Here is a 26,425-nt window from a genome sequence, read left to right as displayed (position 1 = left end):
GTTTGGTATTTATAATTATACAAAAAGATACTTTTTAAGTTCGGCAGCAGCCTGTCTGAAAAGCGCTTTGGTTTGAGGTATATCTGCAAGGGCATTCAGTAAACCGAAATCGTGTATCATTCCGTTATAACGAATGGTAGCTACCTCTACACCTGCCTGGTCCAGTTTACGGCCAAAAGCTTCGCCTTCTTCTCTTAAAACATCTGCTTCTGCTACAGGGATAAAGGTAGGAGGGAAGTGTTTAAGGATGTCTTCGGAGGCGTTAAGCGGAGAAGCATAGACTTCTTCCCTTTGATTAAGATCTTTGGTGTATTGGTCATACATCCATTTCATTAACGGAGTGGTAAGGAAACGGTTTTCACCGAATCTTTGATAAGTTGAGGTTTCAAAATCAGCCGCTACAATAGGCCAAAACATAACAAGGTTGGTAAGTTTTGGTCCGTTATTCTGGATTGCTCTTATTGCTGTTACAGCAGTCATGTTCCCGCCAACGCTGTTACCAACGACAGCTAGTTTAGAACCGTCTACGTTGATTTCGTTACCGTTTTCGGCTACCCATTTAACAACTGCATAAATTTCTTCTGTAGCCTGCGGGTATTGTGCTTCGGGAGATGGAGTATAATTTACAAAAACACCTGCTGCCCCGCTAAGTACCACAAGGTCCCTTACCATTCTTTTATGGGTAGGGTAGTCACCCAATACCCATCCGCCACCATGTATAAATACAAAAGCCGGTAGTTTTTGTGAGGTACCTTCAGGTTTTACAATGTTTAGGGTAACAGTATAACCATCCTGTGTAATTGTTTTTTCAGATTCTTCAATACCCGAATAATCTACAGGTACTCCTGCCTGTGCATTTACCAATACTTTGCGGGCTTCTTCGGGTGAAAGAGTTTCTAACGGTACACCACCGGAGTTAAGCACTTTTAGGAATTCTTTTGTTGCTGTAGAAATAGCAGGATCCTTAGAGAAAGCAGGAATTTCTTTTTCAGTTGTAAGTTCACTTTTCATAATATATGATTTTTAAGTTAAATGATATATTATGTTTTTCAAACAATATTCCTCTTTAGGTAATGTGTTGCTTTGTAGTTGTTTACGTTTTTTTAATAATTTACCCTTTACGATATTTCGTGAAATTACCTAAGGGGTTAGTAACTATAATGTTGAAAACGAATTGTTTATTTAAGAGAGATAATGCCTTTTTTTGATTCCCAGCCTTTCCATTCTTGATTTTAAGGTAGTAGGAGGAAGGTCGAGCAGGGCAGCAGCGCCATTATCGCCTGATATACGCCCGTTACAAAATTTAAGCACACTAAGCAGATAGTCTTTTTCAAACTCACGCCATGATTTTATAACAGTATTATCGGCAGTAGTATATGTTTTATCATTATAAGATGATACCGCTATTTCCTTAATTGTTTTTTCGTGAGATAAAAGTACGGCTCGCTCTATGGCATGTTCCAGTTCGCGAACATTACCCGGCCAGCTATGCATTTCAAGGGTTCGCATTGCTTTTGCCGATATGGTTTTTATCTTTTGTTTGTTTTTTACACAAAAGCGCTGTACAAAAAACTGTGCTAAGCCTTTTACATCTTCAATGCGCTCTTTTAGGGAGGGAATATAAATAGGGAAAATATTAAGTCTGTAATAAAGGTCGGCTCTAAAATTTCCTTTAGTGATTTCTTGTTGTAAATCCCTGTTTGTAGCAGCAATTATACGTACATTTACTGCTATGGTTTTATGCCCGCCTATACGTTCAATTTCTTTTTCCTGTAATGCCCTTAATAGTTTTACCTGTAGTTCTAAAGGTAGTTCCCCAATCTCATCAAGAAAAAGTGTACCGTTATGGGCCAATTCAAATTTTCCTTTTTTTTGGGAAACAGCACCGGTAAAACTGCCTTTCTCATGACCAAACAGCTCACTTTCCAATAAATTTTCGGGGATAGCAGCACAGTTTATTTTGATAAGTTTTTTATTTCTTCTACCCGAATTTTCGTGTATGGCCTTTGCCACGAGTTCTTTACCTGTACCGCTTTCGCCCAGTATTATAACTCCGGTATCACTTTCGCTAACCATGCTTATAAGGTTACGTACCTGCTGTATGGGTTCACTACTGCCCACAATGCCCATATTATGAGCCGGGATGTGGATTTTTTCATCTTGTGTGACCTGATTGCTTTGACCATGAAGCGGAATATATTTTTCCAGCAAAAGAATATTGGTCAGGGTTATATTAAGCTGACTGCAAAGTTGCTTTATAAGCCTTAAATTTTCTCTTTCAGGTTTACCGTCTTTACTGTAACCCAGGCATAGAACAGCCTGAAATCTTTTTGAAGGGACATTGCAAAACAATGTTTTTTTGATAGTGCTTTTATAACTTTCGTCAACAATAGATTGTAACCCTGTTTTAATTATTTCCGGTTTTGGTATTAACACGGGATCAGGAGAATTTAAAACCCTGTCAAAAAAATCGGTTTTAATTACGTCATCTTTAAACTGAAGCAATTTAGAATTTTCACTGCTGTAAAAAAGAACATATCCTTCTTTAGCTTCCTGATACAGAAATATACAGAAATGTTCAAATTCCAGTTTTGATTTTAGCTCACTGTTTACTAACTGATGAAACTCGGCCCTGTTTTCGGTCATAGCAAGGCTTTCGCATATTGACAGCAAAATTAACTGTTCCTGCTCACGTTGCATGATTCTTTTCAGAATCTCGTTATTTTCGGGGCTTTGGGTCATAGTGTTAAACCGTTTGTTATGTAAAAATAAGTAATTACAGGGTTAGTTTGTATTACTTATTTTCCTTAAACCATATATCCTGATAAGTATCAGGATGTCTTTTAAACTGCCCGTGTACATAAGGGCACAGCGGTACCACCATAAGGTTATTGTCTCTTACATACTTTACCATGTCTGCTAATAGTAATCCGGCAAAACCTTTACCACTAGCCGCAGGGTCCACCTCAGTATGATATACCGTTAATTTGTTATCACGGATGCTTATTACCATTTCGCCCATTTTTTTACCGCCTTCATGAAGGTAAAAGGCTCCGTGTTTTTTGTCGTCCAGTTCCAGTTTAATATCTGTCATGATTATTTTGTTTTAAAGGTTAGTAATGTTCCTGCTGTATGCCAAGCTTTTTCATCTTTGAATAGAGTGTAGTAGGGGGGATTTTGAGCATTTCGGCAGCACCTCCGGGACCAAATACTTTGCCGCTACTTGCCTGTAATGCCTGCATAATATGTTTACGCTCCATATCTTCCAGTGACTGTAATTCACCCGAAGCGGTTTCTGTAAAGCTTTCGGTTTGCTTAGGAAGTTCAATAAAGTCTATTTCATGGGTAGTGGCTAATAGTGAACTACGCTCAATAAGGTGTTCCAGCTCACGAATGTTACCCGGCCAGTTGTATTGTAATAACTGTTGCTGTGCTTTATTGCTAAATCCTGTAATGCCTTTGCTGTTTGCCTTGTTGAATTTTATAAGAAAATGATTGGCAAGTAGCAGCATATCGTCTTTTCTGTTTCGTAACGGAGGAAGCTCAATAGGAAAAACATTAAGCCTGTAATATAAATCGAGCCTGAATCGTCCGTCTGCTATCTCTTTTTCAAGGTTACGGTTTGTTGCAGCTATAATACGCACATCCACTTTAAAGGTATGGTTTCCGCCAATACGTTCAATTTCCTTTTCCTGTAGTACGCGTAATAGTTTTACCTGAGCATCAAGCGGAAGTTCACCAATTTCATCAAGAAATAACGTTCCGCCATTTGCCTGTTCAAACTTGCCGGTACGCATAGTGTTGGCTCCTGTAAAGGCTCCTTTTTCATGCCCGAAAAGTTCTGACTCTACCAGTGATAAAGGTAAAGCAGCACAGTTAACCACAACTAACGGTTTGTCTTTTCTGCAGGAGTTGTTATGTATGGCATGGGCAATACGTTCTTTTCCGGTACCGCTTTCTCCGGTTATAAGTACTGAGGTATCTGTAGGGGCAACAATGCTTACTTTATTAAGTACTTCCTTTATAGCCGGGGTTTTCCCTACAATCGCTCCAAAAAACGGAGTTCCCTGTTCTGCCTGCTCAGGTTTTAGTTCTTCCTGATTTTCAATACTATACCTGTATCGGGCTATATCCAGCATTACCAATAGATCTTTTTCCCTAAAGGGTTTTACCATAAAGCCATAAGGCTGAGTTTTTTTTACGGCCTCCAGTATGCTTTGGTTGGTATTGGCAGATATGAAAAGGAACGGTATTTTAACCTCTGCCAGTTCTTTGGCAAGGTCTATTCCTGTTTCATTACCTTTAAGGATTATATCCAGCAGGACCCAATCGGGCTTTTTTGCCTCAATCATAGTTCTTGCCTGTGAGGCAGAAGAGGCTATTCCCACCACATTGTAGTTACCTTTTTTTAATATCATTTTAAGGTCGTTGGCAACTATAAATTCATCTTCAACAATAAGTATTTTTTCCTTCGTGTTCATCATTATACGGCTTAAATATCAGCCACTCTTTTTATAAATGTTATTGTAATGGTTACACCGTTATTAGTAGTAATATTAAATGTTCCGTCAAGCTGTTCTGCCAGTCCGGTCATAAGATTCATACCAAGTGAATCCAGTTCTGTAGGTTCAAAACCTTCCGGTAGCCCAATACCATTATCGGTAATTTGTAACAGGAAAGTGTTTTCCTGAATTTCTTTAAAGGTAATACTAATAATTCCCTTTTGTTGCGGGAAGGCATATTTTATAGCATTACTGATGGCTTCGTTTAGAATAAGACCAAGGGGTACGGCTTGGGCTACATCAAGCTCTACAGACTGAGTGTTTAGCTCAAACCGTATTTTGTTTTCATCATCAAAACTGTCTTTAAGATAACTGGCCAGTTCCTGTATATACCATGATATATTGATACTGGAAAGATTATCTGTTTGATATAATTTTTGGTGGATAAGCGACATAGCATGCATTCTGTGCTGACTGTTTTGTATTGCCAGCAGCGCGTCTTTATTTTCAAGATAGGCCGATTGTGTATTTAGCAGACTGATAACAATTTGCAGGTTGTTTTTAACCCTGTGGTGGATTTCCTTTAGCAGCCATTCTTTTTCCTCAACCAGGTTACGAAGCTTTTTGTTCTGGCGGTTTATTTCTTCCTGTTTGGCTTCCAGCACAGCATTACTTTTTCGTTTAATACAGTACCTGCTGTACACTAGCCCAAGAATTATGAAAGAAGTAACCAAACTCGCAATAAAAATATAACGAATGATCAATTCCTTTTGAAGTTTGGTTTGTTGCAGCTGGCTCTTTTGTGTTAATAGTTTAATGTTTTTATCTTTTTTCTCTGTTTCATATTTTAACTGCAAATCAGCAAATTGCTTGGAATTGTTGATATTGAAAAGGGAGTCATTAAGAGTTTTATAATTTTTAAGATGCTGTATGGCTCCCAGATAATTGCCCGTGGCAGAATCTGACTCAAAGTGGGTCCGCTCTAATTGAGAGAGGTTAAAAAGATCGTTGTTTATTGTGGCCAGTTCTCTCAGCTTGTCAATGTATACATAAGTTTTCTTTGCCTGTCCGGTTTTAGTGAGGTACCTGATTATGGCATAATACATTTTTTCCTGTTCAATATGATCTCTATTGCCTACGGTAGTACTGCATTTCAGCAATTGTTCATAGTATGGTTTGGCCTTATAGTACTGTTTTAACCTGCAGTAGATCAGTATGTATAATGATGAATATTCCACGTCGCAATCATTACTGTGGTAAAATTTAAAACCACTGTCCAGTATTTCCAGTGCCTCTGTTATCTTACCTCTATAGTACAGGCTTCGGGCAGTATTTATTGTTATGGCAGTTACCCCTTCGGTATCATTACTCTCTTTTGATACGGCTATAGCTTTTTTATAGTATTCAACCGATTTGTCATAAAAATTAAGTTCAGAATATATAGTCCCTAAAAGGTCATATAAAAGACTTACCCACAAACCGTTAATCTCCATATTATCCATGGTTTTTTCGGCCTTAAGAGCATAAGATAACGCTTCTTCATAATTCCCCTGAACCCTATAGTCCATACCAAGTATTGTATATTCCTGATAAAGATTATTGTCCTTTAGTTTCTTTTTGATTTCAATGGACTGTAGGGCATATTTTATAGATGTTGCCGGTTTATCCATACTATTAAACAGAATAGATAATTCACAATACATTTCTGTCTCATTGTGAAAATCGCCTGCCTGTTTGTATGATGATGCAGCATTGATAAAATGTTTAATTTTATTAGGGTCGCCAGTATTTGCAGCAAAATAGCCAAGAGAGGCATAAATGTTTCCGGCTTCTTTATTGAGATTGTGTTTTTTAGTAAAATTAAGTGCTTTGTTTTTTAATTCGTTTCCTTTAACGGTATCTCCTTTTGTAATTGTGATTTCACCATCGAATAAAATACTTTGGGCTATACTGTTTTTTAGGTCTAGTTCCTTGCTAATATGCATAGCTTTGAGATTAAGTAAAGCAGCGCTGTCTATGTCTGATAGGGTAGTGTTTTCTTTGCTTAGGTAATACTTTACTGCCTTCAGTAAATTATGAGCCTTCTCTTCATTATCTTCACCATAATGCAGATTTTTTATAAGTACACGCATTTCCTCATCATCTGTTTGCTGGCAAACTGATTTGAGCGGAAACAATAAAGCGAGTATAAGTACTATTTTATATACCATTTTCAAGTTTAAATTATTTATTGCTCCTCCTTTCGGTAAAGTAACATAATAGCAGAGCCCCTGCTGCTGCAAGTATAGCTTTAAGACCAAATTCCTTTCCGCATAAAGCACCTAATACACAGCCTGTAAGAAATCCTGTTATTGCTATAGCCTGTTTTTTCAGACTGATAAGGCTAACCTGATCAATAGTTTTATGTATTAGCAAATTACGTATATCCAATGATGCCTGGGTAACATTACCTGTCATAACCGTTGTAGGACCATAAGTAGCTTTACTAAACAGTTTACCAAATGCATTTTGTAATCCAAGAGCAAAAACAACAATCATTACATAAAGGTACATTATTCCCTTATTGTTACTTTCAGGGTAAAAATAAGCCAGTATACCAACAGTAAGTAAAAGTAGCGCCTCGGTTAAAATTAGCCGTTCTTTTTCTGCCGATTTTTTAGACAACCATCCGCCACACATAATTGCAATAATAAAAACAGGAAAGGTAATTAATTTTATCCATGCCTGTATATCACCTCCTTTAATAACCTGATAGGCAAAAACAATAAAGTTACCCGTTACATGGGCTGAGAATATATCATCACCGGCTACAAAGGTAACAGTGTCGCAATAGCCTGCAACTAGCGATAGTAACAGTGTAGCATAGTGTATACTGTGGAGTCTCATGGCTTTATTTTAAATGAGATCGTAACATCCAGGCCATTTTTTCGTGGGTTTCCATTAACCCGGTAATAAAGTCACTGGTGCCATAGTCTTTCAACTCTGAGGCAAAATGCTCAATATTTTCACGCAGGAAAATAATAATACTCTCATGGTCCTCTAAAAGTTCTTTAATAAACCCCAAACTGTCGTTATGTGACCTTGATGCTTCGGTTAAATGTGTTAGTTCCAAAAAACTTTTTAATGTAGCCGGAGCATAATGTCCTAAAGTTCTTATCCTTTCGGCTACACTGTCCATAATTTCATCCAGTTGATTATACTGGGCTTCAAAAAACAGATGTTTATTATAAAAGTCGTTCCCTTCTATATTCCAGTGAGCGTTTCGGGTTTTTGTATACAACACAAACTCATCTGCAAGTAGCTTGCTTAGAGAGTCGGTTATTTGTATAATATTTTCATTTTTAATACCAATAAATGCTTCCATAAGTTTTTTAATTAATGTTACTATTTAGGTTTAGCTGAACTAAATATTTTTAGTTGTTGTTATGTTAGCTATTTTATTGCCATTTGTATTAAGTTGTTGGTTTTTAATTTTTTATGGTTTAAAGGTGTTATTTTATTTAACGATATATCGTAAAATTATGAGGAGTATAATAAGTTTGAGCAATCAGTTAACAATTAATCGATTAACTTATCTTTAAGTTCTCATATAGGTAGCTTTAAGAAGTACGAACTTAACCTGCTTAATTAATGAATTTTACCAATCCACTTGTGTATGGTGTACCTTTTTTTCTGGGTATAATGTTGCTTGAATTAAACCATAACAAAATTACGGGAAGAAAAAGACCTTTATAACTGGAAAGACCTAGCCTGTAGCATAACGATGGGTGTTGAGGTAGTTTTATTTACAGAAAACCTAACTAATTGGGAAAACAGGTTGACCTATCAGTTGCCTGTTCATGGTCAGGGTACCGGAATTAACATCCCTTTATCAGCTTTTCAGAATTCGCAGGGAGAGTCGTTTAACGGAGGGAAGGTAAGGAGTATTGTATTTTATGTAATAAGCTTGTATACAGCTACATAGTATTTTTACATAACCGTAAGAGATATAAATTTTGGAGCTCAGAGCCTTTCGGTTACCGAATTTGAAACACTACACACAAATATATTTAATTACCCCAATCCTTTTAAAGGATCTACTATTGTAGTATTGCCGGAAGATACTGAGGTGAAACACATAACATTTACAGATATGTTAGGAAGAACTATAGTAAGCAGCGGGTATAAAAAACAAACTTCCGGAAAAGAACTGCTTTTAGCTAACATAAATCTTCCTGAAGGGATTTACATGATCAATGTGGCAACTGTTGACGGTAAAGTTTGCCAAACACGTTGTGTTGTGAAGTAAAGCAGCTTATTAGCTCGATTTCTATAAGTCGTCATATAATTTATACGGACTTTTTTATTAAATGGAATCTTATTCGTTTAACACAGCTTCGCGCTCCCAAATACGGTGTTGCCCTAAAAGGCTTGTAAAAAAATACAGATTATAAAGTACCCGCTTAATATAGCGCATTGGCTTGGGGTCACAGCAAGCAAGTCGATGACATATATTCCCAGGTACCAATATAAATATCAGCAATACTTTATGGCTATAGCCTGTAACAGAGGAAGAATATAATTTGAAATATGATCATCATTTAACACAATACATTACCTTATTCATTGGTATTCTAAAATAGTTTGATTATCTAAGTACGAGTGTCGTCTTTGTTTGTTGTAGAATGATTTAATGTAAGCAGAAATCGATTGTTCGGTTTCTTTCTTTGTTTGATAATTATTTTGATAAATAAGTTCTGTTTTTAGTGTTTTGAAAAAACTTTCCGAAACCGCATTGTCCCAACAGTCGCCTTTTCGTGACATGCTTCGTATTATTTCTTTGTACTGACTGAGTTCTTCAACAAATTCTTTGCATGCATACTGTATACCTCTGTCTGAATGAAAAATCAAAGGTGAGCTTTCTCTAATTAGTTTCTTTGTAATAGCTTTTTTAAAAGCCTCTATAGTTGTATATTTAGGTTTAAGGCTGGTTGACAAAGACCAGCCGACCACTTTTCGATTATAAAGATCAATTACGACAGTAAGATAAAGCCATCTTTTTCCCGCCCATATATAAGTTATATCAGATACCCATACTTCATTTTTCTTATTTGCGTTAAAATTTCGTTGAAGTTTATTTTCAACGGTTGGGTATTTATGGGAGGAGTTGGTTGTTTTCCTGAACTTCTTTTTATAAACATTCTCGAGAGATGCACTTTTCATTAATTTTCGGATCAATTTTTCCGAAGCATGAAAACCTAATGCTTGAAGTTCTTTTGCAATTCTAGGACTACCGTACCTTTTTTTATTTCGATAGTGTACTTTCTTTATTTCCTCAAGCAATACTAAATTGTGTTGAGCTCTTTTTGATGGTGTCCTGCTTCTCCATTTATAGTAGCCGCTGCTACTTACACTAACAATTCTACACATATCTTTTACTGCAAAATTGGACAATTGACGGTCGATAAATTCGAATTTTACCTTTGTGCTGGCTTGAAGGCAACCAGCACATTTTTCTAATATTGCTTTTTCATTTTTTATTTTTCTTAATTCTTTTCTCAGTTGCTTAAGCTCTGCCTGTATTTTTATTTTGCTATTACTCTTGATACTCTTTCTCATTTAAAATTTACAACGCCACAAAACTCCGTTATTTTGTGTCCACTTTTTGGTATGAACTCCAGTGTCTCTGTGTGCCATTATTTCGCCAAAAAAAGGTCCCGGAGGACAACTTTAAGGGCGAGGTACAAATGGGGTACAAATTTGAGCCAAACATCACCAAATAAAGATAAAGTGGCTAAAAATGAAAAACCAGTTAAATTGCTGTTTTATAACAATTTAAATGGTTTTGTTTGTGTTGTCTTGCGATATTTTGCGCCTGCTATTTACCGATACAAAAATTAGCAAAAATGTTACCTAAAAGTTCGTCATTAGTAACCTGCCCTGTGATTTCTCCAAAGTAGTATAACGCCTGTCTTATATCAATAGCCATAAGGTCGGCAGGAAGGTTTGAATTTAGTCCAAACTGTACCTTTTGAATTTCCTCTAAAGCTTTTAATAATGAATCATAATGCCTTGTATTGGTTACTATGGTCTCGTTATTACGTAATGCTCCCGTATTAACGAAAGAAAGCAGTTTGTTTTTAAGTTCATCAACACCGGTATTTTCCTTGGCAGAAATAAGCATCAGTTCTTCAATAGCTGAAGTGATTTCGGTTTTCTGAGCCTCGGTAATTTTATCGGCTTTATTTCCTAAAACGATAAGAGGTTTTAAAGGAAACTGGTTTTTTATTTTTTCAATCTCAATTTTAAGTCTGTTAAGGTATTCGCTATCATTTGCCAGAGCCGAACTATCTATCAGGTAAATAACAACCTGGGCCTGTTCTATTTTTTCAAAAGTCTTTTTGATACCAATGTTTTCAACCACATCTACGGTTTCCCTAATTCCGGCAGTATCAATAAATCGGAAACCTATACCGTTTATAACCAGTTCATCTTCAATGGTATCTCTTGTTGTACCTGCGATGTCAGAAACAATAGCCCTTTCCTCGTTTAGTAATGCATTAAGCAGGGTAGACTTACCTACGTTAGGTTCTCCTACAATAGCAACCGGAATACCGTTTTTAATAACATTACCTACAGCAAATGAATCAATGAGTCTTTTAAGTACAAATTCAATTCGGTTCAGTAGGTCATGAAACTGGGTACGGTCGGCAAATTCAACATCCTCTTCAGCAAAGTCAAGCTCAAGCTCTATAAGAGAAGCAAAATTTAGTAGTTCATCACGCAGTTTAGCAATTTCGTTAGAGAAACCACCTCTCATTTGTTGCATGGCAATTTGGTGTGAAGCTTCATTATCGCTGGCAATTAGGTCGGCTACCGCTTCAGCCTGAGATAAGTCTAACTTGCCGTTAAGAAAGGCCCTTAATGTAAACTCTCCCGCATTAGCCATACGACACCCACTGCGCAACATTAGTTGAATGATTTGTTGTTGTATGAAGGTAGAACCATGGCAGGAAATCTCTATGGTATTTTCACCTGTATAGGAGTTAGGTCCTTTAAAAAGGGATAATAGTACCTGGTCATAAACTTTATCACCATCGGCAATATGACCTAGGTGTATAGTATGTGTTTTTTGTTTAGTGATGTCCTTACCGGAAACCGAACGGAAAACCTTAGATGCTATAGTAATGGCATCTTTACCTGATAAGCGTATAATGGCTATGGCTCCGGCTCCCGAAGGTGTTGCAAGTGCTACTATGGTGTCCTGTAAAATCATAAACAAAAGTTTTTGCAAAGATAGTTATTAAACACACAACGCAAACATTTGTTCATTCGTCGTATAATTACTACCATTCATCTATTAATGAGTTACTTGTTGAAAATCTTTTAGTTACATTTGTATTATAATTTGAATGATGAAATTTAAAAAATAAATATTACAGTCAATTAAATGAAAATTTTTCACCCCACAAAATCGATTATGAATAAGAATTTTACCCGCTTTGGAGCTCTTGTAGGAGCACTAGTATTAATGGTTTCCTGTAACAACGACGACAGTTCGGTAAACACACCGGATGTACAGGAGAAAATTATTTTAAACACCGACTCTCAATCCCTAAACCAAAGAATTAAATTTGACAATTCGGGAGTACTTAATATAGATCTTCCTATAGCAGGTAGGGATGGTGAAGATGTTGCCGGAAATTTTCCACTTGAGCTGGTTGCCGAAGTACAACCACCTGTATATGGTAATTTAACATTGAAAGCTACTCACGTTGCGATTAACGGTAACTACGCTTATGTATCATATAATACAGAAGGTGAGGCTTACTCGGGAGCTATTGATGTAATTGATATTTCAAACCCTGCTGTTCCTCAGTTGGTAATGCAGGCTGTTTTACCGGATACCGATATTAGTTCAGTTAGTTACGATAACGGAGTTTTATATGTTGCCGGGGCAGCGAGTATTGATGCTTTCCCTGAGCTTGATTCTCCGGCATTTACAGCAGCTATGACGCTTTCAAACGGACTTTTAAGCACTAATTATACTCAAACTACTATTCCTGGTAATGTGGGTACATCTGTAACATCGTCTGGTAATAATTATTTTGCTGTGTCTGGTGATAACGGAGAGCTTGTAAAAATAAACAAGTCGAACAATCAGGTTGAAGCTACTATCCCTGTAAATGATTTAAGAGCTGTAGGATACAACAGTAATAAAGTTGTGGTTCTAAGCGGAACTCAGGGAGTAAAAGTATATAATACAAATAACATGAACCAGCAAACAACTTTTGCTACTTCACAGGATGTTGCTTCTGCAAAAAGAACTATAGATTTTTTAGGGAACAATACTCTTTTAGTTGCCGAAGGTTATAACGGACTGGGTGTTTACAACTATAACTCAGGTAATAAAACACAAACGATAAACGTACCAACATTTGTTGAAGGTGTAGATTCGTCAGACATTACAACAAACGCGGTATCGGTAAACGATGATAAGGTATACATTGCCAATGGTGGCGCCGGACTTTACATTTATGAGAACGGAAACGGAAACCAGGGACTTAATATTATGGGGTCTATTAACCTTAACGGATCTTGTAATTACGTGGTGAGTAAAGACAAATATATTTTTGCTGCCATGGGTAATGGAGGTCTTAAAATAGCCCGTATTATGACTAATGTTCAAACTATTGACTGTACAGATTTCCCTACATACAACGGATCATCTTGGTTAAATGTAAACTCTAACCAAACTAAAGAGTATCAGGGATCGGCTTCGTTACAGGGTGTGAATGTAAATGCTAATTCAAGCCTTACTTTCTGTGGTTCGTTATCAGTTTCTCAGGGGCTAAACGTAAACAGTAACGGTACTTTTTACATGAAAGGTTCACTGGCTCAGGGACAGGCAAACAACCCTTGGTTATCACTTAATGTAAACAGTAATGCGGTATTACGAATTGAAGGTAGTGTAGTTGTATATGGTAACCTTGTACTAAACAGTAACTCTACACTGGAGTTTGTAGGTTCGGGTTCAACAATTACAGTATACGGTAACGTAACTAAAGGAAATAATGTAACCATTGCCGGAGAGTATACAGATACCTTTAACAACGTGAATTAAGAAACATAAACAAACACAATTATAGGAAAGGCCGGCTTTTTGCCGGTCTTTTTTTTTAACAAAAACCTTACAAACAAGAGTGATAAATGTCATAATTTTAAGACGATAATTTTTGTAACTTTACAATACATCAACATCGTACTTATTTATGAAACATATCCTTTTTCCAACGGATTTTTCTCAGGCTGCAAAAGCCGCTTTTGTTTATGCCCTGCGCTTTGCCGATAGCTTTGACGCTGAGCTTATTCTTTTACATGTATATGACTTGCCTATAGTAGATACTCCGCCAATGCCCGAAATGACTAAGGAGATTTTTGATATTGTAGAGATGAACCAATTTGAGAGCTTTAGGGATGAACTACCGGAGCTTCATAAAATTGCAGAAAAAAAGGGGCTGGGGCATGTAAGAATCAAGAATATGCTACTATATGGCGATTTGGTATACAATATAAACAAAGTGACTAAAGATGAGGATGTAGATTTTATAGTGATGGGAACTAAAGGGGCTTCAGGACTAAGGGAAACATTTATAGGTTCTACAACTGCTTCTGTAATTTCTAATTCAGATGTTCCGGTACTGGCAATACCTGAGGAAGCCGAATTTCATCACAGGATAAAAAATATAGCCTTTACAACCCAATACAGGGAAAAAGATAACGATGCCTTAAAAAGTGCTTTGGAGATAGCCGATAAGTTTAAGGCAACTGTACAGTGCCTGTATATTAAAAACCCTGATGATCCGTCTGATATTGATGAAAGGATTGCCGAATGGAGAATGTATTACAGGGAAAAGAATATTGATTTCTTTAATATAGCCGGAGATCATATTGAGCAAACTATTCTTGACTTTATAGAAAGTCAGCATGTGGATATGCTTGTTATGCGTAAACACAAGCGAGGGTTTTTTGAAGGACTTTTCCATAGGAGTCTTACCAAAAAAATGGCTTATCACACTAAAGTACCATTATTGGTATTCCACGAAAATTAAAAATACTATCCCGCTAAAAGGCGGGATTTTTTATAAGTCAATACCTATATTTGTGCTTTAACAACCTCTTACCTATGAACTTTTACTCTTCAAGACTTACCCATTTTACCCAGCAGCTGGAACAACTCAAAAAACAGTATAATACCATTAGTCTTTTAAGACTTGTAGCAGTATTGGGAATTTTATTCTTTGGCTGGCAATTACTTAAAACAGAAGGTGATTCTGTTTATCTAATAGGTATTATAATTGGGATAATTGCCTTTATTTTTCTTATGAGAAAACACGGAACGATTTCTAAGGCAAGAACCAGGGCAAGAGCGTTAAAGGATATCAATATAGATGAGATGACCTTTTTGAAAAAAGAAGGTATTCCGTTTGAAAACGGGGAGGAGTTTATTGATTTTCACCATACCTATTCGTATGATCTTGATATTTTTGGTAACAGGTCGTTATTCCATAATATGAACCGCACACAAACCTTTAAAGGGAAGGAAAAATTAGCGTCACTGCTACTAAATGTGTTGCCTCAGGATGAGATACTTAAAAATCAGGAGGCTATTAAGGAACTGAGTACTAAACCCGAATGGAGACAGGAAATAATGGCTATGGGGAAAATGAATAAGGACAATGCCACCATATATAAAAAGCTTATAGAGTGGAGTAAAAGCAACCTTAAAGGTATGTCTAAAGCCGTATTGATGGCTGCTTATGTTTTTCCGGCACTATTTATTATTACATTGATAGCTTATTTTGTAACGAAAAACAGGAGTTTTTTAGATATTTCAGGATATCTGTTTGTATTTAATCTTGGTTTTCTTTCTACACAGTTTAAACTGATAAAGTCTGAAATTGCCGATACAACCGAAATCCATGAGATAATATATAATTACGGACTCATAATAGAGCAGATTGAAAAAGAATCGTTTACAAGTGAAAAGCTAAAAGAATTGCAGCAAGACCTTGTATTGAAAAACCATAAAGCAGGCGAGCAGATAAGAAGATTGTCAGATCTTTTGTCAAGGATGGATACGGTAAACAACCTGTTTGCCATGATACTGTTTAACGGAGCTTTTTTATTCCATGTACATACGCTTAATACGCTTTTAAAATGGAAAAAAGAGCATGCTGAGGCCATATCACACTGGCTTGATATAATAGCCGAGGTAGAGGCTTTAAACAGTTTGGCTAACCTTTATTACAATAATCCCGAATTTACTTTCCCAAGCCTTAATAACGAGTATAAAGTAAGTTTTACAGATGTTGCCCATCCGTTACTAAATGCTACGACAAGGATAGGGAATGATGTTGATTTCAATCCTCAATTCATAATACTTACAGGTTCTAACATGTCAGGCAAGAGTACTTTTTTACGCAGTTTAGGTGTAAATATGGTACTGGCAGGAGTGGGAGCTCCCATTTGTGCGGTACAGGCTAATATACATCCATTACCTGTTTTGGTTTCTATGAGGCTTTCTGATTCCCTGTCAGATAGTGAATCCTATTTTTATGCCGAAATCAAGCGTTTAAAGCAAATTATGGATAGTTTAGAACACAAAAGGGCATTTGTATTACTTGATGAGATTTTACGCGGTACAAACTCTGATGATAAGCAAACAGGAACTATTGAGGTAGTTAAGAAAATGGTAGCGCGTAAAGCCATAGGCGCTATAGCAACCCACGATATTGAGGTGTGTAATACTACTGCGCAATATCCTGCTGATTTACGTAACAGTTGTTTTGAGGCCCAAATTGTAGATAACGATCTTTACTTTGATTATAAGTTAAGAGATGGTATTTGTAAAAATAAAAGTGCGACTTTCCTTATGGAAAAAATGGGTGTTATATAACAGTTTCAGGTTTAACGTTTATTAACAGCTAAATATTTCTTAATCAGGTTAGTGTTGTTTTTTAGGGTTAGTAACTTTAGGTATTATTAATTCAAAACAAAAAACAGCTATGCCATTTATTAAAACAAATTCTGTTAGCCTATCCGGAAGCTCAGAAGAAGTCAATATTTTTTATCAGGACACAGGCAGGGGCAAACCGGTAATACTTATTCACGGTTGGCCGCTAAGCCACGCTATGTGGGAATACCAGTTAAACGAACTTCCTAAACATAATATAAGAGTTATAGCTTACGACAGGCGTGGTTTCGGGATGTCGTCACGACCGTGGGAAGGATATGACTATGATACTTTTGCATCCGACCTGAAAGCACTTATTGAAGAGCTGGAACTTATAGATGTTACCCTTGTAGGGTTCTCAATGGGAGGTGGGGAAGTAGCCCGTTATCTTTCCAAATTTAATGAGGATGGCAGGGTAAGTAAAGCCATACTGGTAAGTGCTGTGACTCCTTTTTTACTGGAAACAAATGATAACCCTACAGGTATGCCACAGGATGTGTTTGAAAATATTAAAGTACAACTGGAGCAGGACAGGGCTCATTTCCTGGCTAATTTCGGGAAAACATTTTTCGGTGTAAATATATTTAACCATCCCGTAAGTGATGAACATTTACAGCACACGCTTAACATGGCGATGAATTCGGCCGGATATGCAGCCATAAAATCAATGCAGGCATGGTCTACAACCGATTTTAGGAAGGATTTACCCGCTATAAAAATACCAACGCTGGTAATACACGGTAAGGATGATGAAACGGTGCCTATTGATATTTCTGCCGAAGAAACGGTTAAATATATACCACAAAGTGAGTACTTGATTTATGACGATGCCCCGCACGGACTTTTCTATACCCACATGCAAAAGTTTAATGAAGATATTATACGTTTTATCAATTCATAATTGCTAATTATATTAGCAACATAAAAAAAACCGCAATACAGTTAAGTGTTGCGGTTTTTAAATATAAAAAGGGTTGGATAAATAGCGTAGCTATGACACAGTTATATCACTCCCAGTAAAAAAAACTATTGGGATTTACTGTGTTTGTAAAAGATTAAGGCTTAGTTATTAAGCATAACCGGCATTACCAGCATGGTAACAGTTTCACCCTCATCAAGTCCGTCAATAGGAGTAAGGATACCTGCACGGTTAGGTAACGACATTTCAAGCATAATTTCGTCGCTTTGCAGGTTGGTAAGCATTTCTGTAAGGAAACGCGAGTTGAAACCTATTTGCATGTCGTCTCCCTGGTAATCACAGGTAAGTCTTTCTTCTGCTTTGTTTGAGTAATCAATATCCTCGGCAGAGATGTTAAGTTCGGTACCTGCAATCTTAAGGCGTATTTGGTGTGTTGTCTTGTTAGAGAAGATAGCCACACGACGTACAGAGCTTAAGAAAGAAGTCCTGTTTATTAAAAGCTTATTAGGGTTCTCTTTAGGTATAACCGCTTCGTAGTTAGGGTATTTACCGTCAATTAATCTACAGGTTAGTATATAGTTGTCAAAAGAGAACGTAGCGTTAGAGTCGTTGTATTCAATTTTTACCTCTGCGTCAGACGTTGCTAATATACCTTTAAGGATATTAAGCGGTTTTCTTGGCATGATAAAATCAGCAACCTGAGATGCTTTTACATCGGTTCTTGCATATTTAACCAGTTTGTGAGCATCTGTAGCTACAAACGTAAGTCCTTCCGGAGAGAACTGGAAAAATACACCCGACATTACCGGACGAAGATCATCGTTACCGGCAGCAAAAATAGTTTTGCTAACCGCAGTAGCAAGTACTTCTGCAGGAACAAGGGTAGAAGAAGGATCCTCAAGCGATACTGCTTTAGGGAACTCTTCACCAGATGCATAAGCAAGTGCATATTTACCTGAGTTAGAGCTTATCTCTATAGTATTGTTATCCTCTACAGTGAAAGTAAGCGGCTGCTCAGGAAATGTTTTAAGGGTTTCCAGTAACAGTTTTGCCGGAACGGCAACGCTACCCTGGCTTTCCGAATCAATTTCAAGAGAGGCAGACATGGTAGTTTCAAGATCTGAAGCAGAAACCGTAAGCTGGTTATTATCTAATTCAAAAAGGAAGTTATCTAATATGGGCAGTGTGTTACTGCTGTTGATAACGCTCCCTAGTACCTGAAGCTGTTTTAGCAAATATGAACTGGATACAATAAATTTCATTTCTTTGGTCTTTGATTTTCGTAAAAATTACGTTTCACAAATATATCGTAATCAAACCGAATGTGAAATATTTTTTATTAACACTATCGGGAATATTTCCTTTTTCTTAAAAATGTAAACAGTAATCCGAATACAAGTAAAATTATGATTGGTAATCCGACAGTTATAAACTGTACGGTAGTGTACTGTTCATAAACTTTTTCCTTATCAAGCATTGGCAGTTGCACTTCCTTACTCCTTATGTTAATAAGTCCTGTATCATCTAACAGGTAGTTTACGCAGTTCATCAGGAAAAGTTTGTTGTCATAAAGCTGATTGGTCCATTTGTCATATCCCAGCTCAAGAGGCTGGTAACTTTGGTCCAATTGATTCTTTATAATATCACCATCGGCAATAACAATCATCTTATTATCAACGCCAACAGGCTTAAACGAAGGATCTTTAAAAGGAAGCACCCTGTTCTCATACATAGAGTGGAACTGACCTTCCAATAATACAGAAAGCGTTAAATAACCCTGACCTTCGTAATCCTCAGGTTTAGTCTGTTCGTTTACCATATCAAGGCTTACAGGTGTTGGTGTGCCTATGGCTTTTGAGTAGGGAGACGATTGTAGTAATATGGTTTTACTTATATTGTTTTTAAGTGTATCAATACTGTTGGCAAAGTCAAATTTAATCCCATCCATATTTTTCACAATAGGATTGTCTGACTCGGCATATACAAACGGAGCAAAGCGCCACAGGTATTGCTGGTATTGTGTTTCACTACCCATTTGACCTACAGCCAGTGATATTGGGGTTGCCCTTTCATCTTTAACCAGTGCAGGGTTAATTCTGACCCCATATTTAAAGAACATGTCGTCCAGATTAAGCTTACGCGGGAAAGCCAGTGTTCTGCCGCTTTCATTATATAAGCTATCCATTTCGGCCTGTACGGCATCTACCATCCACAGGGTTTTACCACCACTAATAATATACTGATCCAGTACTTCTTTTTCCTCTTCGGTAAATTCCTGTGTTGGTTTTGCTATAATGGCTAGATCATAATCTTTAAGTGATTTAAGCGTATTCATAGGGCTTTTTGCAACCGAATCAAGCGTAAAAGGAGCTATGAAATAGTTTTCGCGCACCTGTTTAAGGAAATCGGCCATAAGCAACTCATGAAGCTCTCCGTTTCCTTTTATAACAGCGATTTTCTTTTCTTTCTCTTTGGTAACTTTATTGATAGCATCGGCAAAAGCATACTCAAGGTGCTGCACCGAACTCACTACCTTTTCGGCAGTAGAGGCACCCATCATGTTTTTAAGAAGCTGTACTTTTGTTGTTTTATCACCATAACTTACAATAGCCCACGGGAATACCACTTCCTGACTCTGTTTACCCTTATCGTCTACAGTAACGCTAATAGGGGTTAAGCCTCTGCTGTAAAGCATACGCATATCCTGCTGTCTTGTTTCCTCTTCAGCAAGCGGATTTTCAAAGTGGAATTCGATATTTGGGTTATAAGCCTTAAACTCTTCCAGTAACTGACGTGTTTCAGTTTGCAGGCGTTTAAACTCTCCAGGGAAATTACCTTCAAGCAATACATCTATATAAACAGGTTCGTCTACGTTTTTTATAAGGGTTAGTGTTGCTTCAGACAGCGTATAGCGTTTGTCCTGCGTAAGGTCAAAGCGTTTAAAAATAAAGTTACCTAAAAAGTTAACGGCAAGTAAAAGTAAAACTGTTATAAGCAGTTGTTTCGTTATATATTGTTTTCCTTTTTTCATTACCATTTAAGTGTTTTAAGTTTATAAACAGTAAGCGATAAGAAAAGCAAGGTGATGCTTACAAAGTAAATAATGTCCCTTGTATCTATAACACCACGGCTAATGCTTTTAAAATGGTAATCCATACCTAAAGCCGAAACAAAATCACTAAAGCCTACTGCTACGGCAGAAATACCTTCAAAACCATAGTAGAATACAAAACAAAGGAAAACAGCCATTATAAAGGCTACAATCTGGTTATCTGAAAGGGCAGAGGTAAATATACCTATTGCCGAATATCCGGAGATAAGGAATAGTAATCCGAAGTAGGATCCTATTATACTGCCGGTATCTATATTACCGGATGGGTCTCCCAGTGATGACAGTACAAAAACATAAACTATGGTAGGTAGTATTGCTAATATAATTAGCAAAAGTGCCCCAAAGAATTTTCCGTTAACCATTTCCCAAACAGTGATAGGTTTGGTAAACAATAGTTCAATGGTGCCCTGTTTCTTTTCGTCAGAAAAACTACGCATGGTTACGGCCGGGATAAGGAAAATAAGTATCCACGGTGCAAGCGTAAAGAAGGGGCTTAAATCGGCAAATCCGCTGTTAAGTATATTAAAGTCGCCTTCAAATACCCAAAGGAACAACCCGTTAAGCAAAAGGAAAATAGCAATAACCAAATACCCTATAGGTGACCCGAAAAAGGATTTGATTTCTCGTAGCAGCAATGCTTTCATTAGTAATGCCTGGTTTTTAGTTTATGGTTAACAGTTATTAATGTTTTTATGGTAAACTAACTATTTTGTCTACACTCCAGGCCTCAGGCCTGTCTTTAAACAGTTTTTTGGTAAACGACCATACCTCTTCAAACAAATCAGAGTGGCGGTAGTTTTCCAAATCCTCTTCGGTTTCCCAATAACTGTAGGTAAAAAATACCGAAGGATCTTTTTTATCCCTGTATAGTTCTAAAAAACGGTTTCCGGGATAATTTCGTATGTGTTGTTTGAATTCATGGAAGTTATTTAGAAATATATCCACTTTATCTTCCTGAAAGCTCATTTTTACAATCCGTACAAACATACTGTTTTTTAAATTTTATTATTGTTTATAGTATAATTATTATTGATTCGCACAAAGCTATTTAAAAACCACATTAACCACGTCCCTAAACTTAAGTCCAAGCAGTGTGCGGGCGGTACCTACGGTTAACGGATTACTCCTGTATATGGCTATTTCAAGGTAACCGGCCTCATTGAAAATAGCCAGTTTTTCCCCTTCATAATCCTTTAGGGAAAACTTCTCGTTTACAGCAAAATCAGAATATCCAGATTTGACCGATTTAATGGTTTTGGTACTAAAGGTTATTTCAAAGTTCCTGCCTTTGGCAACCTCCTTAACTAGTTTTTGGGAAATGTTAGTGACACAGTTACCAAAATGGTCTATGTATACCACATAGCCCTTAATAGAATTTTTATCGCTTGCTACTACAGCCTTAAGTTCGTTGGTTTCCTTTAGTGACTGTATCTCCCTGCCAATAACACTTAGTGATCCGCCTTTTGCCAAATGGCAGGCTACGGTTACAAATACATCCATAGCTGTAGAGCCACTGGGCAGACGGTCGTGAATGTTTATTTCTACAATGCGCTGCGGCACCACTTTTCGTGTAAGTATGCTTAAAATCCCGTTATCGGCACAAATAAAGTAATGGTCGTTCCATTGCATGGCGATGTGCTTGTTTTCTTTAGTAAGTTCGGCATCTACACCAATAAGGTGAACCGTACCTTTAGGAAAACTGTTGTAAGCAGCACCAATTACATAACTGGCTTCCGAAACATTAAACAGGTCTATATGGTGGGAAATGTCTACAATGCGGGCTTCTGCAAAATCAGATATAATTTTCCCTTTCAAAGCGCCCACAAAATGGTCTTTGATGCCAAAGTCGGTAGTAAGGGTAATTATTGACATAAAATTGTGCAAAAGTTTTAAATAAGCGATTTCAAAAATTCACTAAATTTGATTGCAAAGCTAATAATTATATAGCTATCATTCTTAATTAAAAATAACTGCTTTTGAACGAAAGAATAATTGAACTTGTAGACATCGCTCCAAAAGATTTTTGGGGCGCACAGGACTCCCACCTGGAAACTATTAAAAAATACTACCCCAAATTAAAGATCGTAGCAAGGGGTACTACACTTAAAGCCTTTGGAGAAAAGGAAATACTAGATGAGTTTGAAAAGCGGTTTAAAAGGCTAATGCTGCATTTTACGCGTTATAATAACATAGATGATAATGTTATTGAAAGGGTAATACAAAGCGACTCCCAAACCGAAATGATGGATCCCAGTGATAAAATACTGGTACATGGTATAGGAGGGAAGCTTATTAAAGCCATTACCCCAAACCAGCAAAAGCTGGTAGATTCCATGTATAAAAATGATATGGTGTTTGCTGTAGGGCCAGCCGGTACAGGTAAAACCTATACAGGTGTTGCTCTTGCCGTAAAAGCACTTAAAGAAAAACAGGTTAAGCGTATTATACTAACACGCCCGGCAGTAGAGGCGGGTGAAAACCTTGGTTTCCTGCCGGGGGATATGAAGGAAAAACTTGACCCTTACATGCAACCATTATATGATGCTTTGCGTGATATGATTCCGCATGAAAAGCTGGAAGATTATATCCTTAAAGGTATTATCCAGATAGCGCCACTGGCATTTATGAGGGGACGCACGCTTGATAATGCTTTTGTGATACTGGATGAGGCGCAAAACACAACCCATTCGCAAATGAAGATGTTTCTTACCCGTATGGGACGTAACGCTAAGTTTATGATTACGGGTGACCCAGGACAGGTAGATTTACCGCGCAGAACTACATCCGGGCTTAAAGAGGCGCTTTTAATTCTTAAAAATGTGGATGGTGTGGGTATTTTATACCTTGATGATAAAGATATTGTTCGCCACAAACTGGTTAAGAAAATTATTGATGCTTATAAAAGCATAGAAAACCACGATTAATACAAAAAAACTATGACAGAATTAACACACCTTACCAAAATAGAATCTGAATTATTAAATATTCTCAGTCAGGTTAGAAAAGAATGGTATATTGATAAAACTTTAAAAGGAGATAAAAACTGGACTTATAGAATTAAGCAATTAATATCTGGCTTAGGAGAAACATACGGTTATCAGGTATGTACCAGTGGCTTTGATGGATACAGTAGAGAATGGTTGTATGATTTAGTTTGGTTTAAAAGCAATGCTGAAAATTCTTTACAAACTGTACCATTAGTTATGGAATGTGAGTGGAATAGAAATTTTAAAGAGATAAAGTATGACTTTGAAAAACTTTTACTTTCTAACTCAGATTACAGACTTATGATTTGTCAAACCAATACAAATAATCTTTTTGAATTAAAATCTTATTTTAAAAATGCAGTTCAGGGATATGAATTACTAAAACAAGGTGATAGATTTCTTGTAGCAATATTAGACGATTTAATATCTGGAGATTTTCATTTTGAATTAATTGTTAAGGAATAATAATGGATTTTACCAAGCCAAAAACATTTGTATTAAGTATAGTTATAATTCTAATTATATCGCTTTTAGTATCATTGTCTTTATTTTTATTATATACCACAGGTTCTGATTCAGTAGGGACTTATGGAGTAAACAAAACAGTTGGATGGGCTTGGGATATTACAAATTATGCTCCTTATATAGGAGCATTCGTTATGGTTTTATGTCTGTTGGGCTATAGCGTTATGTGGGTATTAAAATTTAAAGTAAGTAAATCAATTAGTCTTATTAATCTTGTTAGTCTTATAGCTGCTTTATTATTGGGTTCAACCAGTATGATTATAATGTCGCGTTTTCCTGAGCTTGTTTTATCTTTCACTGCTTTTGTAATGCTTATTATTAATTTGGCTATTGGAAAAAGGTTAAAAACAGATATTAACGAAAAAAAATTATAATATTTAAATGTGCTTTTTTTTGCACAATTTTAATTTTCAAATATTAAATGATTGATTTTAAAAAGCCAAGAAACCCGTTTATTTTTACATTTATATTAATAATACTTACTATTACTTATGTGATTTCAGATGACAGATGGGGAAATTTTGGCATGAATAAAACTGTTGGGAATGCATGGGATTTTAATTTTACCAGCATAACACCTGTTTTATCTGTATTAGTGTTGTTTATTTCTTTTTTCAGTTATGGTATAATGTGGTTTTTTGATTTGAAATTGAATAAAACATTTGCTCTTTTTAATTTAGCCTTTCTTATTCCTTCTGTCGGAATGATGAGTTCCGGTGTTCAATTTGGTTATAGTCTATTTGCATTATTAATGCTGGCTGTTAACATAGCTTATGCTATTGGATTTAAAAAGTACGATAAAAAGCAAAATTTGCAATAATAAGTTTCTTATTTTTGCAGCTTATTAAACATGAAATAACTCTATAAGGTAATGAACACCATCACGACCACTGATTTCAATTTTCCGGGACAAAAATCGGTTTACCGCGGTAAGGTAAGGGAAGTATATAATATTAACGACGAACTGCTTGTTATGGTTGCGACCGACAGGCTTTCGGCTTTTGATGTGGTTATGCCGAAAGGTATACCATACAAAGGACAGATACTTAACCAGATTGCCACTAAATTTATGCGTCTTACAGAGGATATCGTTCCTAACTGGTTAATTGATACACCCGATCCAAATGTGGCTGTAGGTCATTTATGTGATCCGTTTAAGGTTGAAATGGTTATTCGTGGTTACCTTTCAGGTCACGCTGCCCGTGAATATGCTGTAGGTAAAAGAGTACTTTGCGGAGTTGAACTTCCTGAAGGACTTAAAGAGAATGATAAATTCCCTTCACCAATTATCACGCCTACAACAAAGGCAGATAATGGAGAGCACGATATGGATATTTCCCGCGAAGCTATTCTTGCAAACGGTATTGTAAGCGAGGAAGATTACCTTGTACTTGAAAAATATACAAGAGATCTTTTCCAGAGAGGTACTGAGATTGCTGCTTCAAGAGGACTTATTTTAGTAGATACCAAGTATGAGTTTGGTAAAACTAAAGACGGTAAAATTGTATTGATTGATGAGATACATACACCTGATTCTTCCCGTTATTTTTATGCCGATGGTTACCAGGAGCGTCAAAATAAAGACGAAGCTCAAAAACAACTTTCTAAAGAGTTTGTAAGGCAGTGGCTAATCGCTAATGGTTTTCAGGGTAAAGATGGTCAGCAAATACCTGAAATGACAGAAGAGTACATTGAAAGTGTTTCTGAAAGATACATTGAACTTTATGAAAATATATTAGGAGAGAAGTTTGCTAAAGCTGATATTTCTGATATTAACAGTCGAATAGAGAAAAATGTTCTGGCATTTTTAAATAAATAATTTTACGATAAATAATCGTTGAAAGCGTCCTGCCTGTGCGGGACGCTTTTGTTTTTATATGCCTGCATAGTAAGATGAATATTGTTAAATAAATGTTAAAATAAAAGTAAAGCTGTAACGTTTAATTGTTTGTGGTCGTCTATTAAAGCAAATCAAATCATCAATTTTAAAAATCAATCATCATGAAAAAAACGATCATTTATTTAGGCTTAGCCATATTTGCATTTAGTAATGTTACAATGGCATCAACAACTGTTCAACCTGCATCAGCCGGATTTGAGTTAGTAAAGGAGTATTACTCTGTTACACCACTTTGCAACGCTATTTGTAAAGGAGATGTAGAGACTGTAAAAAAATTCATTGAATACGGTGCAGATGTTAATGAGACATCTAACGGTAAAACACCTTTAATGCTGGCTGCGCGTTATAACAATGTTGAAATTATGAAGTTATTAATCGATAACGGTGCTTATGTAGACGCTAAAGACGAAAGAGGTCATACAGCTGAAAAATATGCTGAGGCATCTAAAGCCAAAGAAGCACTGGAGTTTCTTAAAAACGCATAA

Annotated in this window: 26 protein-coding genes; 12 read left to right on the top strand and 14 right to left on the bottom strand. The window is 36.5% G+C overall.

Translation table 11 applies throughout. The features are described from left to right. Positions 1 to 15 precede the first annotated feature (15 nt). The 7 genes from ABS768_RS01530 to ABS768_RS01500 form a co-directional block, all read right to left on the bottom strand. Positions 16 to 1,011, bottom strand: a complete 996-nt coding sequence (locus tag ABS768_RS01530; RefSeq protein WP_408073174.1) for an alpha/beta hydrolase — start codon at positions 1,009 to 1,011, stop codon at positions 16 to 18. A 171-nt stretch (positions 1,012 to 1,182) separates the two neighbouring features. Next, a complete protein-coding gene (locus tag ABS768_RS01525; RefSeq protein WP_408073173.1) occupies positions 1,183 to 2,742 on the bottom strand; it encodes a sigma-54 interaction domain-containing protein in 1,560 nt (519 codons plus the stop codon). A gap of 52 nt (positions 2,743 to 2,794) precedes the next feature. Beyond that, positions 2,795 to 3,094 carry a GNAT family N-acetyltransferase gene (locus ABS768_RS01520; RefSeq protein ID WP_408073171.1) on the bottom strand — a complete coding sequence of 100 codons (300 nt, stop codon included), beginning with the start codon at positions 3,092 to 3,094 and terminating at the stop codon, positions 2,795 to 2,797. Between the two features lie 19 nt (positions 3,095 to 3,113). Beyond that, the gene (locus ABS768_RS01515) at positions 3,114 to 4,484 is read right to left on the bottom strand and encodes a sigma-54-dependent transcriptional regulator (protein WP_408073169.1); all 1,371 of its coding nucleotides are present in this window, start codon (positions 4,482 to 4,484) and stop codon (positions 3,114 to 3,116) included. 8 nt (positions 4,485 to 4,492) lie between these two features. Beyond that, on the bottom strand, positions 4,493 to 6,712 hold the full coding sequence (locus ABS768_RS01510; protein WP_408073167.1) for a tetratricopeptide repeat-containing sensor histidine kinase: 2,220 nt from the start codon (positions 6,710 to 6,712) through the stop codon (positions 4,493 to 4,495). A 13-nt stretch (positions 6,713 to 6,725) separates the two neighbouring features. Continuing rightward, a complete protein-coding gene (locus tag ABS768_RS01505; RefSeq protein WP_408073165.1) occupies positions 6,726 to 7,388 on the bottom strand; it encodes a YoaK family protein in 663 nt (220 codons plus the stop codon). Positions 7,389 to 7,392: 4 nt separating this feature from the next. Then, positions 7,393 to 7,866 (bottom strand): Dps family protein, encoded by a 474-nt coding sequence (locus ABS768_RS01500; protein WP_408073163.1) that lies wholly within the window; start codon positions 7,864 to 7,866, stop codon positions 7,393 to 7,395. A 399-nt stretch (positions 7,867 to 8,265) separates the two neighbouring features. On the opposite strand from ABS768_RS01500, the gene ABS768_RS01495 reads away from it, so the two are divergent. Further along, entirely contained in the window at positions 8,266 to 8,466 is a 201-nt protein-coding gene (locus tag ABS768_RS01495; protein ID WP_408073161.1) for a hypothetical protein, read from the top strand. Between the two features lie 9 nt (positions 8,467 to 8,475). Continuing rightward, positions 8,476 to 8,790 carry a T9SS type A sorting domain-containing protein gene (locus tag ABS768_RS01490; RefSeq protein WP_408073296.1) on the top strand — a complete coding sequence of 105 codons (315 nt, stop codon included), beginning with the start codon at positions 8,476 to 8,478 and terminating at the stop codon, positions 8,788 to 8,790. Between the two features lie 314 nt (positions 8,791 to 9,104). Here the strand turns inward: ABS768_RS01490 and ABS768_RS01485 are convergent, their stop codons facing one another. Together ABS768_RS01485 and mnmE are read right to left on the bottom strand one after the other, a co-directional pair. Then, entirely contained in the window at positions 9,105 to 10,100 is a 996-nt protein-coding gene (locus ABS768_RS01485) for an IS3 family transposase (RefSeq protein ID WP_408073159.1), read from the bottom strand. Positions 10,101 to 10,359: 259 nt separating this feature from the next. After that, the gene (gene mnmE / locus ABS768_RS01480; RefSeq protein WP_408073157.1) at positions 10,360 to 11,757 is read right to left on the bottom strand and encodes a tRNA uridine-5-carboxymethylaminomethyl(34) synthesis GTPase MnmE; all 1,398 of its coding nucleotides are present in this window, start codon (positions 11,755 to 11,757) and stop codon (positions 10,360 to 10,362) included. Between the two features lie 204 nt (positions 11,758 to 11,961). Here mnmE and ABS768_RS01475 point away from each other — a divergent pair, with 204 nt between their 5' ends. From ABS768_RS01475 to ABS768_RS01460, 4 genes are all read left to right on the top strand, one after another. Beyond that, positions 11,962 to 13,605 (top strand): LVIVD repeat-containing protein, encoded by a 1,644-nt coding sequence (locus ABS768_RS01475; protein ID WP_408073155.1) that lies wholly within the window; start codon positions 11,962 to 11,964, stop codon positions 13,603 to 13,605. A 148-nt stretch (positions 13,606 to 13,753) separates the two neighbouring features. Beyond that, positions 13,754 to 14,593: a universal stress protein gene (locus ABS768_RS01470; protein WP_408073153.1), complete on the top strand. Its 840-nt coding sequence runs from the start codon at positions 13,754 to 13,756 to the stop codon at positions 14,591 to 14,593. A 74-nt stretch (positions 14,594 to 14,667) separates the two neighbouring features. Further along, positions 14,668 to 16,440 carry a MutS-related protein gene (locus tag ABS768_RS01465; RefSeq protein ID WP_408073151.1) on the top strand — a complete coding sequence of 591 codons (1,773 nt, stop codon included), beginning with the start codon at positions 14,668 to 14,670 and terminating at the stop codon, positions 16,438 to 16,440. A gap of 109 nt (positions 16,441 to 16,549) precedes the next feature. Continuing rightward, complete coding sequence (locus tag ABS768_RS01460; protein ID WP_408073149.1) at positions 16,550 to 17,398, top strand: alpha/beta fold hydrolase; 849 nt, start codon at positions 16,550 to 16,552, stop codon at positions 17,396 to 17,398. A 161-nt stretch (positions 17,399 to 17,559) separates the two neighbouring features. On the opposite strand, the gene dnaN is transcribed toward ABS768_RS01460, so the two are convergent. The 5 genes from dnaN to ABS768_RS01435 all read right to left on the bottom strand — a co-directional run bounded on the left by dnaN (position 17,560) and on the right by ABS768_RS01435 (position 22,400). Next, on the bottom strand, positions 17,560 to 18,678 hold the full coding sequence (dnaN, locus tag ABS768_RS01455) for a DNA polymerase III subunit beta (protein WP_035130739.1): 1,119 nt from the start codon (positions 18,676 to 18,678) through the stop codon (positions 17,560 to 17,562). Between the two features lie 83 nt (positions 18,679 to 18,761). Beyond that, entirely contained in the window at positions 18,762 to 20,447 is a 1,686-nt protein-coding gene (gldG, locus tag ABS768_RS01450; protein WP_408073147.1) for a gliding motility-associated ABC transporter substrate-binding protein GldG, read from the bottom strand. Continuing rightward, positions 20,447 to 21,172, bottom strand: coding sequence for a gliding motility-associated ABC transporter permease subunit GldF (gene gldF / locus ABS768_RS01445; protein ID WP_408073146.1), 726 nt, complete (start codon positions 21,170 to 21,172; stop codon positions 20,447 to 20,449). Before gldF ends, gldG begins: the two co-directional genes overlap by 1 nt. A 46-nt stretch (positions 21,173 to 21,218) precedes the next feature. After that, complete coding sequence (locus ABS768_RS01440; protein ID WP_408073144.1) at positions 21,219 to 21,515, bottom strand: putative quinol monooxygenase; 297 nt, start codon at positions 21,513 to 21,515, stop codon at positions 21,219 to 21,221. 57 nt (positions 21,516 to 21,572) lie between these two features. Then, complete coding sequence (locus ABS768_RS01435) at positions 21,573 to 22,400, bottom strand: SAM hydrolase/SAM-dependent halogenase family protein (RefSeq protein ID WP_408073143.1); 828 nt, start codon at positions 22,398 to 22,400, stop codon at positions 21,573 to 21,575. Positions 22,401 to 22,504: 104 nt separating this feature from the next. Between ABS768_RS01435 and ABS768_RS01430 the strand changes: the two genes are divergently transcribed. The 6 genes from ABS768_RS01430 to ABS768_RS01405 all read left to right on the top strand — a co-directional run bounded on the left by ABS768_RS01430 (position 22,505) and on the right by ABS768_RS01405 (position 26,425). Next, positions 22,505 to 23,452, top strand: coding sequence for a PhoH family protein (locus tag ABS768_RS01430; RefSeq protein WP_330441534.1), 948 nt, complete (start codon positions 22,505 to 22,507; stop codon positions 23,450 to 23,452). 12 nt (positions 23,453 to 23,464) lie between these two features. Further along, on the top strand, positions 23,465 to 23,980 hold the full coding sequence (locus tag ABS768_RS01425) for a hypothetical protein (RefSeq protein WP_408073141.1): 516 nt from the start codon (positions 23,465 to 23,467) through the stop codon (positions 23,978 to 23,980). 2 nt (positions 23,981 to 23,982) lie between these two features. Beyond that, positions 23,983 to 24,414, top strand: coding sequence for a hypothetical protein (locus tag ABS768_RS01420; protein ID WP_408073139.1), 432 nt, complete (start codon positions 23,983 to 23,985; stop codon positions 24,412 to 24,414). Between the two features lie 47 nt (positions 24,415 to 24,461). Further along, positions 24,462 to 24,860, top strand: a complete 399-nt coding sequence (locus tag ABS768_RS01415) for a hypothetical protein (protein WP_408073137.1) — start codon at positions 24,462 to 24,464, stop codon at positions 24,858 to 24,860. Positions 24,861 to 24,911: 51 nt separating this feature from the next. Further along, positions 24,912 to 25,859 carry a phosphoribosylaminoimidazolesuccinocarboxamide synthase gene (locus ABS768_RS01410; RefSeq protein ID WP_408073135.1) on the top strand — a complete coding sequence of 316 codons (948 nt, stop codon included), beginning with the start codon at positions 24,912 to 24,914 and terminating at the stop codon, positions 25,857 to 25,859. Positions 25,860 to 26,041: 182 nt separating this feature from the next. Then, on the top strand, positions 26,042 to 26,425 hold the full coding sequence (locus ABS768_RS01405; protein ID WP_408073133.1) for an ankyrin repeat domain-containing protein: 384 nt from the start codon (positions 26,042 to 26,044) through the stop codon (positions 26,423 to 26,425).

This window comes from Flavobacterium rhizophilum (assembly GCF_046000485.1).
In the GTDB taxonomy this organism is placed as follows: domain Bacteria; phylum Bacteroidota; class Bacteroidia; order Flavobacteriales; family Flavobacteriaceae; genus Flavobacterium; species Flavobacterium rhizophilum.
This window is presented reverse-complemented; position numbering and strand designations above follow the sequence as displayed.